11 protein-coding genes are annotated in these 9,725 nt (G+C 28.9%); 5 read left to right on the top strand and 6 right to left on the bottom strand.

What is annotated here, in order from left to right; genetic code table 11:
- Positions 1 to 116: 116 nt before the first annotated feature.
- From polA to motB, 3 genes are read left to right on the top strand one after another with little or no spacing between them, the layout of a single operon-like run.
- Positions 117 to 2,756, top strand: a complete 2,640-nt coding sequence (gene polA / locus FPD38_RS05680; protein WP_147555771.1) for a DNA polymerase I — start codon at positions 117 to 119, stop codon at positions 2,754 to 2,756.
- Positions 2,757 to 2,768: 12 nt separating this feature from the next.
- Positions 2,769 to 3,542 (top strand): flagellar motor stator protein MotA, encoded by a 774-nt coding sequence (gene motA, locus FPD38_RS05685; protein WP_147555772.1) that lies wholly within the window; start codon positions 2,769 to 2,771, stop codon positions 3,540 to 3,542.
- Between the two features lie 8 nt (positions 3,543 to 3,550).
- A complete protein-coding gene (gene motB, locus FPD38_RS05690) occupies positions 3,551 to 4,285 on the top strand; it encodes a flagellar motor protein MotB (RefSeq protein ID WP_147555773.1) in 735 nt (244 codons plus the stop codon).
- 10 nt (positions 4,286 to 4,295) lie between these two features.
- Here the strand turns inward: motB and FPD38_RS05695 are convergent, their stop codons facing one another.
- The 6 genes from FPD38_RS05695 to FPD38_RS05720 form a co-directional block, all read right to left on the bottom strand.
- On the bottom strand, positions 4,296 to 5,267 hold the full coding sequence (locus FPD38_RS05695; RefSeq protein ID WP_147555774.1) for a beta-ketoacyl-ACP synthase III: 972 nt from the start codon (positions 5,265 to 5,267) through the stop codon (positions 4,296 to 4,298).
- Positions 5,254 to 6,243, bottom strand: coding sequence for a phosphate acyltransferase PlsX (gene plsX, locus FPD38_RS05700; protein WP_147555775.1), 990 nt, complete (start codon positions 6,241 to 6,243; stop codon positions 5,254 to 5,256). The genes FPD38_RS05695 and plsX overlap by 14 nt, the downstream gene beginning before the upstream one ends.
- A 5-nt stretch (positions 6,244 to 6,248) precedes the next feature.
- A complete protein-coding gene (gene rpmF / locus FPD38_RS05705; RefSeq protein WP_012662034.1) occupies positions 6,249 to 6,395 on the bottom strand; it encodes a 50S ribosomal protein L32 in 147 nt (48 codons plus the stop codon).
- A gap of 20 nt (positions 6,396 to 6,415) precedes the next feature.
- Positions 6,416 to 6,766, bottom strand: coding sequence for a hypothetical protein (locus FPD38_RS05710; RefSeq protein WP_147555776.1), 351 nt, complete (start codon positions 6,764 to 6,766; stop codon positions 6,416 to 6,418).
- On the bottom strand, positions 6,766 to 7,179 hold the full coding sequence (gene ndk, locus FPD38_RS05715) for a nucleoside-diphosphate kinase (protein ID WP_147555777.1): 414 nt from the start codon (positions 7,177 to 7,179) through the stop codon (positions 6,766 to 6,768). Before ndk ends, FPD38_RS05710 begins: the two co-directional genes overlap by 1 nt.
- A 147-nt stretch (positions 7,180 to 7,326) precedes the next feature.
- On the bottom strand, positions 7,327 to 7,611 hold the full coding sequence (locus tag FPD38_RS05720; protein WP_147555778.1) for a DUF362 domain-containing protein: 285 nt from the start codon (positions 7,609 to 7,611) through the stop codon (positions 7,327 to 7,329).
- A 196-nt stretch (positions 7,612 to 7,807) separates the two neighbouring features.
- Here FPD38_RS05720 and FPD38_RS05725 point away from each other — a divergent pair, with 196 nt between their 5' ends.
- Entirely contained in the window at positions 7,808 to 8,404 is a 597-nt protein-coding gene (locus FPD38_RS05725) for a peroxiredoxin (RefSeq protein ID WP_012662030.1), read from the top strand.
- Positions 8,405 to 8,694: 290 nt separating this feature from the next.
- On the top strand, positions 8,695 to 9,725 hold a 1,031-nt coding region (locus FPD38_RS05730), incomplete at its 3' end, for a PDC sensor domain-containing protein (protein WP_187153109.1).

Raw genomic sequence — 9,725 nt, forward strand, 5'->3', positions numbered from 1 at the left:
TAAAAAGCGTAATTTTATCTAAAAAGCATAAAATTAAATTTAGATTTTTTACTCTCTTTTAAATAAAATTTAGTGATAATTTCTTAGTTTTTAATAGAATTTACATGGGAAAATTAATGAAAACTTTAACAATAATTGATACTTTTGGCTTTTTCTTTAGGCTTTTTTATGCTTTAAAGGGTTTAAAAAATTCAAAAGGGGAGCCTAGTAATATGATAAGTGGTTTTGCTAATTTTATTTATAGTTTGAAAAATGAACATCCTAGTGATATGATTATTTTTGCTCTTGATAGCAAAGGAAAAACTTTTAGAAGTGAAATTGATCCAAATTATAAAATCAATCGTCAAACACCACTACCAGAACTATTAGCTCAAATTCCAATTTGCATACAAATGATAGAAAAAATGGGTTTTGCAAGTTTTTCTTATGAAGGTTATGAAGCAGATGATATCATAGCATCTTTAGTTAAAGCATGCAAAGATAAGGATATATTTATAAGAATTATCACTCAAGATAAAGATTTGTATCAACTTATAAAAAATGGAAAAGTTAGCATTTATAGCCCTATTTCAAAAAATGATTATGATGAAGCAGGATGTTTGGAAAAATATGGTGTTAAACCTTTCCAAATGAGAGATTTTTTAGCACTTTGTGGTGATAGTTCAGATAATATCCCAGGGGTTAAAGGTATAGGTGCTAAGGGAGCTAAAAATTTACTTGATGAGTTTGAAAGCATAGAGGGTATTTATGAAAATTTAACCCTAGTGCGAAATGAAAGAAATAAAAATTTACTCTTAGAAGGTAAAGAAAATGCAATTTTGAGTAAAAAATTAGCTACTTTATATGAAGATTTGGATGTAGTACATATGCTTGAAAAATGTGCTTATCCTAAAGATGAACCATTATTAAAAATTGTAGATATATTAGAGCATTATGAGCTCAATGCTTTGCTTAAAAAATTGCGTGTTAATCCTCAAAATAAAGATAAAAATTTAGGTTTTAATGCAAGATTGATTTTAGATGAAAAAGAATTATTTGACATTTTAGAAAAATTAGACAAAGAAAGTGTCGTAGCTTTTGATACTGAAACTACTAGTTTAAATACTAAAGAAGCAAAGATTGTAGGTTTTAGTTTTTGTTTTCATGAAAGTGAAGCTTTTTATGTGCCGCTTAATCATGATTATTTAGGAGTTAGCGAGCAAATTCCTATGCAAAGAGCTAAATTTGCCATAGAAAAAATTTACCAGAGTTTTGTTGTAGGGCATAATCTTAAGTATGATTTTGAAATCATTAAAAACAATTTTGGTTTAAATCCTCCAAAAAATTATGCAGATACTATGATTTTAGCATGGTTAAAGGAGCCAAGTTTAAGAGTAAATATGGATGATTTGGCTAAAAGGTTGTTTAATTATGAGACATTGCATTTTGAAACTTTGGTGAAAAAAGGTGAGGATTTTGCTGGCGTTGATTTAGAAAAAGCTTGTAAATATGCAGCTGAAGATGCTTATATAACTTTAAGATTTTATTTATATTTTTTACAAAATTTAGATCAATCACTCTTAGAGCTTGCTAAAAATAGTGAATTTGAATTTATTAAAGTATTAATGATGATGGAAAATAATGGCATTAAACTTGATACTATACAACTTGAGCAATTAATGCAAAATTTTAATCAAGATATTAAAATTTTAAGTGAGAAAATTTATGCTTTAGCAGAAGAAAAATTTAATATTAACTCTCCAAAACAAGTAGGTGATATTTTATTTGAAAAATTAAAATTACCAAGTGGTAAAAAAACAAAAACGGGTTATTCTACTGATGAAAAAGTTTTAAATAATCTTATGGATGAACATCCTATCATAAAAGAAATTTTAGATTATAGAGAGCTTGCGAAATTAGTTTCTACTTATTGTGAGCCTTTGTTAAAACTTGCTAAAAATGATAAAAATTCAAGAATTTATTCAAGTTTTTTACAAACAGGAACTGCAACAGGCCGTCTTTCTTCAAAAGATCCAAATTTGCAAAATATACCTGCACATGGCCAATATGCAAAAAACTATAAATCTTGTTTTATACCAAAAGATGGCTATAGTTTTATTTCTCTTGATTATTCTCAAATTGAACTTAGAATGCTTGCTCATTTTAGTGAAGACAAAAAACTTTTAGAAGCATTTGATAATGATGAGGATATCCACGCAAAAACTGCGATAATGATTTTTGGTGAAAATAATTATCATACAAGAAGCATTGCTAAAAGCATTAATTTTGGACTTATTTATGGAATGGGCTATAAAACTTTAAGTCAAAATCTAAAAATTGAAGCAAAATTGGCAAAAGAATATATTGAAAAATATTTTGAAAATTTTACAAGTATTAAAAAATATTTTGAAAAAGTAAAAAATGAAGCTAAAAAAGATGGTTTTATTACAACGCTTTTAGGTCGCAAGAGATATTTTGATTTTGATAATGCAAAGCCTATGCAAATTGCTATGTATGAAAGAGAAAGTATCAACTCTATACTTCAAGGTTCAGCTGCCGATATAATAAAATTAGCAATGATTGAAATTGCAAAAAAAATAAATGAAAGTCAGCGTTTGATTTTACAAATCCATGATGAGCTTATTTTTGAAGTTAAAGATCAATTATGCGAAGAATTTGCAAAAAATGCTAGTGATGTTATGGAAAATATTGTAAAATTAAAAGTAAAATTAAAAACTTCATCAAGTATTGCTAAAAATTGGGGTGAATTAAAATAAGGAGATTTTTTTATGGATTTATCAACCATACTTGGAATGGTTTTAGCTGTAACTAGTATATCTATTGGAGATATTTTAGAAGGAGGAAATCCTTTACATGTTATACACCTTAGTTCATTTTTGATTGTGATGCCAACAGCAGCTTTTTGTGCGATGACTTCTACGCATAAACATATTGTAAAAGGTGCTTATAAAGAACTAAAAATTGTTTTTAAAGGTTCAGGGGTTAATTTAGGTCAAAGGATAGCTGAACTTGTGGAGTATTCTACTATAGCAAGACGAGACGGACTTTTAGCATTGGAATCAAAAACCAATGAAATCGATAATGAATTTTTAAAAGACGCTATGATGATGATGGTAGATGGAAAAAGTGTTGAAGAAATCAAAGAAAACATGGAAATTCAAGTAGAAGAAATGGAAGAATATTATAAAGAATGTGCAGAGTATTGGGTTCGTTTTGGTGAAACTTGTCCTACCATGGGGCTTGTTGGAGCGGTATTTGGACTTATTTTAGCACTTCAGTTGTTAGATGATCCACAAGCTATGGCAGCAGGTATTTCAGGTGCATTTACAGCAACTGTTACGGGTATTTTTGGAGCTTATGCTTTGTTTGGACCTTGGGGTAATAAAATGAAAGCAAATTCTCATGATTTGATCAAAGAAAGAATAGTTATTATGCAAGCTATTACAAGTATAGCCGAGGGTGCTAATCCTAGAGATTTAGAAGCAAAGTTATTTAGTTATTTAGGTCATGATGAACCAAGAATTTCACAATTTGATAAGTAAGAGTTAATATGGGTAAAAAAAAGAAGTGTCCAGAATGTCCAGCTGGAGAAAAATGGGCTGTTCCTTACGCAGATTTTTTGAGCTTACTTTTAGCACTTTTTATTGCTTTGTGGGCAATTTCTGAAAGCAATCCATCAAAAACAGAAGCTTTGAAAACAGAATTTGTTAAAATTTTTGAATTTACTGCTTCAAATCCTGTAGAAAAAGAAAGTGATGTGCATAATAAATATAGTTCTCCTGCTAATGCAAATGTTGACGAATTAGAAAAACTTAAAAAATTGAGTATCACTCAACAAGAAAGTATAGAAAAATTAAAAGCAGCATTAGATCAAAGGGAAAATAATATTATTTTAAATTTACCTGCAAGGGTTGAATTTTCTAGAGCTAGTGTTGAGATTGATTCTGCTGATGTGCAAGATTTTTTAAAGCGTATAGCAGATGTTATTAAAGAACTGCCTCATCAAGCTCAAGTAGAAATAAGAGGATATACTGATAATAGCGACAAAGATCCTAAGCGAAACTTTGATCTTGCAAGTAAAAGATCTCAAGTCGTTGCTGATTATTTAATCAATAGAGGTGTTGATGCAAATCAACTTATCGTAGTTAGTTTTGGAGATAATTACCCAATAATGCAAGATAGAGAAGATGAAAGAAACAATAGAGTAGAATTTTATATTAGGGTGGATTCTTCAGATGTTAAGGCAAAAAAATCTATATTAGATAAAATTGAAAAGTTAAAATAATTTCATTATTTTAACCGCCAAATTTAAGTAAAGCAGAACCCCAAGTAAATCCCCCGCCAAAAGCATCAAGTAAAAGTAAAGAACCCTTTTTTAACCTACCTTCTTCATATGCATCATTCATAGCCATAGGTATGGAAGCGGCTGAAGTATTACCATATTTATGAACTGTAAGCATACATTGCTCATCGCTAAAATTTAACTTTTCTTGCACTGCTTTAATAATTCTTAAATTTGCTTGATGTGGTATAAATAAATCTATTTCGCTGTGTGAAATATGGTTTTTAGATAGAATTTTAATTACATCATTGCTTAAAGTATTTACAGCTACTTTAAAAACTTCATTACCTTTCATTTGCATAGATAAAGCAGAGCATATACTGCTTTTTTGAGATCTTTGAGTCATTAGTAAATCTCCAAATTCTCCATCGCTTGCAGTATGCACATCGATAATAGGAAAATTTTCATTTAAAGAAACTACTCCAGCACCAGCTCCATCGCCAAATAAAACACAAATACTTCTATCAGTATAATCAATAATAGAGCTAATTTTTTCAGCACCTATTATCAAAATATTTTTTTTAGCACCACTTTCTATTAAAGATTTAGCAAGCTCAAGTAAGTAGATAAAACCAGAACATGCCGCAGAAATATCAAATGCAGTAATATTTTTTAAACCTAAATTAGAAGCGATTTTACATGCAGTAGAAGGCATAGTAAAATAATCAGGACTTAAAGTAGCAACTATAATAGCATCTATATCTTTAGGAGTTAAATTTGCTCTTTGTATAGCTTTTATAGCAGCCTTAGTTCCTAAATCGCTAGTATTTTCATCATCACTTGCTATGCGTCTTTCTTTTATACCAGTTCTCCTAAGAATCCATTCATCGGTTGTTTGCACTATTTTTTCTAAGTCAAAATTGCTTAGAATTTTTTCTGGTACATATGAAGCTATGCTGATTAATGAGGCTTTATTTTGTTTCATAATTGCAAAGTTCTTTTTCTATTGTAGAGTTTATATTAGACTGACTAAAATTTAAAGCTTGAAAAATAGCGTTTTTAATAGCCTTTGGTCCACTTTTTCCATGGCTAATGATAACACATTCTTTTACGCCAAGTAAAGGAGCACCGCCATATTCTTCATAATCTATATGAGTTTTTAATTCTTTAAATGCAGGTTTTGCCAAAAGATAACCTAATTTTGCAAAGAAAGATTTTTGAATTTCTTGTTTTAATAGTTTTGTAATAACACTTGCAACACCTTCTCCGGTTTTTAATAATATATTGCCATTAAAACCATCACATACTAACACATCTATACTACCATTGAAAATATCTTTTCCTTCAGCATTGCCTATAAAATTTGGAAGCTGCTTTAAAAGTTGATGAGTTTCTTTTGTAAGTTCATTTCCCTTGCATTCTTCTTCTCCATTTGAAAGAAGTGCAATTCTTGGTTTTTTTATATTCAAAATTTCTTTCGCATAAGCTTCGCCCATAATTGCAAATTGAAATAAATGTTCACTTTTGCAATCTACATTAGCCCCTACATCTAAGACAAGAGTCCTTGAATGAATATTTGGCATTAGTGTAGCAATTGCAGGTCTAGCAATATTGGCTAATCTTCCAAGTTTCAAAGTAGCTAAACTCATAGTGGCACCACTATGTCCAGCAGAAACTACAGCTTGAGCTTTTTGATTTTTTACAAGTTCTATAGCTTTATATATAGTACTATTTTTTCTTTTTAATGCCTCGGTGGAATTTTCATCCATGGCAAAAACATCGTAAGTTTCTTCATAATCTATAAATTGATTTAAATCTTGAGGGATCAAGGCTCTAAGTTTTTTGGGATCACCTACTAAGATAGCATTAAACTCTTTTTCTCTTAAAGCCTGTATAACGCCTTCTATAATAGGTTTTTCTCCAAAATCTCCGCCCATTGCATCAATAGCAATGCTTGTCATCGTTCTTAGTATTCCTTAGTAACTGGATTTACACGATGAGGCATTTTATAGCTACCATCTTTATCTTTGATAGGCATAGGTAATGTAACTTTATAGTGAGTTCTGCGTTTTGCTGCACGAGTTTTACTCACTCTTCTCTTAGGTACTGCCATTTTTTACTCCTTTATTAAAATTATAAACATTTATTACAATAAAAATAATCACTTAAATAAGATTGTAACTCACTATTTGCAAGCTCAAGTAAATCAATATGAGAATCAAAAAATTCTATAGTATCACTTAAGATATTGTTTTCATCTTTAAAAATACCATCGCTTGCATAAAGTTCAATATTCTCATTTATTTCTAATTCTAATTCTTCTCCACAACGATCACAATGTCTATAGGTAAAACCTTTTAAATTGCTATTGATTTTAGCTAATTTTAAATTTTCTTTTTTGATTGATCCTTCAAAAATTATTCCATCAAGATCTAACTTAAAAGGATAAGCGACAAAATTGAGCTTTGCGAAAGGAATTTTCATTATAAAATTTCAGTTTTTGAAAAGAAAAATTCTATCTCAATTTTAGCATTTTCTAAACTATCACTTCCATGAACTGCATTTGCATCAATATTTTCTGCAAAATCAGCTCTAATGGTACCAGGAGCTGCTTCTTTTGGATTTGTAGCACCCATCAGTTCTCTATTTTTTAAAACAGCATTTTCACCCTCTAAAACAGAAACAACCACTGGCCCACTAACCATAAATTCTACTAAATCTTTAAAGAAAGGTCTTTCTTTATGAATAGCATAAAATTCTTCAGCTTCTTTTTGAGAAAGTTGAATTTTTTTAGTAGCAGCTATTCTTAAACCATTATTTTCAAAACGAGTTAGAATTTGACCAATAACACCTTTTTTTACTGCATCAGGTTTGATAATAGAAAGTGTTTTTTCCAAAATTACCCCTTATATATTTTAAATACAAAGAGCTAATATTATCAAAATATCTTTTAAAATTAGATAAATTTAGTTATTTGAGAATAATGTCAGAATATTTAATTAATTTTTAAATATATAAACGCAAAAAGCGTTTATATATTTTGATTAAGCAAATACAGGAGTTGATCCGTCTCTTAAATCATTTCCGATATTATCACGACTTGGTTGCCCATTTGCAATATCACTCCAAACTATACACCCATCAGTTGGACATGCACTTGCACAGGCTGGTTGATCGTTATAACTTACACATTCAACACATTTATCAGCATATACATAGTATCTATCTTCACCTTCTGGATTGTTTGCATCATCAACTATAGCACTAACTGGGCACTCATCTATACAGGATCCACATGATATGCAAATATCAGTAATTTTAACCGCCATTTTATCTCCTTTAAAAATTAATAGTCATTTGTAAGATTATCAAAATTGTTTTAATTTTATTCTTAAAATCTTTTAATTTTGATAATGGCTTAATTGTTTTTGTTGATTTGTATATTTTTTCATAATTTATTTTTTTTTAAAATTATAAATGATATTATTTTCTTACAAATAAAATTTATTAATTAGGAGATAAAAAATGATAGTTACAAAAAAAGCTATAGATTTTACAGCACCAGCTGTATTAGGTAATAATCAAATAGTTGAAGATTTTAATCTTTATAAAAACATTGGTCCAAAAGGTGCGGTAGTATTTTTCTATCCAAAAGATTTTACTTTTGTTTGTCCATCTGAAATTATTGCTTTTGATAAAAGATATCAAGATTTTAAAGATAGAGGTATAGAGGTAATTGGTGTTTCTTGCGATAATGAATTTTCACATTTTGCATGGAAAAATATGCCAGTAAATCAAGGTGGTATAGGTCAAGTGAAATTTCCTTTAGTTGCTGATTTAACAAAACAAATTGCTAGAAATTTTGATGTATTATTTGGTGAAGCAGTAGCTTTAAGAGGCTCATTCTTATTAGATGCTGATGGAACTATTCGTCATGCAGTTATAAATGATTTACCTCTTGGAAGAAATATTGATGAAATGATTAGAATGGTAGATACCATGTTATTTACAAATGAACATGGAGAGGTGTGCCCTGCAGGATGGAATAAAGGCGATGAGGGTATGAAAGCTGATCCTAAAGGTGTTGCTGACTATCTAAGCAAAAACGAAGGAAAATTATAAAATTTAGGAATTAATCAATAAAAGTCAGCATGGCTGACTTTTCTTCAAATTATCACAAAAATTATATTTATAAAGCTCCTTTTTATACTTTAATTAATAGTAATGATTATTATTTAATAAATATTGAATAATTATTTTTTATCTGCAGTATATACTTCGTTTCAACTTATTAGTTTAAATTTCTATGCATTGCTAATCTAAAAGAAAGGATGGTGTTTAAAGTAAAAATATAAAAAAACCTAACATAGATATAAAAATAAATTTAATTTGAAATTTAAAGGATGAGAATAATGAAAATAAATAGTATTGTTTCAAAAGTAAATATACTAGTTGGAATTTTGTTTTTGCTAACTATACTTATTATAACAATTGTGGCATATTTTCAATCAAAACAAAGTAGTTTTGAATATTTGAGAGAAAATCATGATAAGGTTTTATTTGATGTTGGCTATATTTTCAATACTTATGAAGCAGATAATAAATCGGCTGTAAAAAAATTAGCTAATTTTATAGTAGAAAATCATATTTTAAATAATGAAAAAGAAATTTTTAATGCACTAAAATTGACTCAAGAATATGTTGGTTTTGAAATGGTTTTTTTGGTAACAGAAGATGGTATTGCATATGATAGCAAAGGATTTAAGAATACTTTAAATAATGGTTCTGACTATAGAAGTAAATCATGGTATATAGGTGCAAAGAAAAACATGAATTTATATACTAGCGATCCTTACAAATCAATCACTTTAGGAATAGAGGGTATTGCATATTCTATGCCATTAATTATAGAGGGGCAGTTTAGGGGAGTTGTTGCTGGTGTTTATAGTTTAGAGCAATATTCAGCAGATGCTTTAGAGGTTGGTAAGACTGAGAATTCATTTGTTGCGGTATATTCTCAAGATGGAACAACAATGTTTCATCAAGATCCAAAACTTATATTAACTAAAACGATACTAGGACAAAATATCGCAAAAGCTATTACAGATGATCCTAATCTTTTAGATCCTAATAACATTGACACTTTATTTTATGCAAAAGATGATAATGGTGTTACACAAGCTGTATTGTGTGATAGAACACCAAATCCAAATATTAATATTTGTGCTATGGTTGAAAATGATACCTATACAAAATCTAGTGATTTAGCTCTTAGAGCCCAACTTATTATAGGATTTATTTCATTGGTTATTGCATTAATTTTGGTTAAAATTTTTGCATCTTATTTGCTTGGTCCAATTTTTACTATCCAATCAGGCCTTAACTCATTCTTTGACTTTATTAATCATAAAACCAAAGATTCTAAACTCATAGATGTAAAAAC

Source organism: Campylobacter volucris, assembly GCF_008011665.1.
Taxonomy (GTDB): Bacteria; Campylobacterota; Campylobacteria; order Campylobacterales; family Campylobacteraceae; genus Campylobacter_D; species Campylobacter_D volucris_A.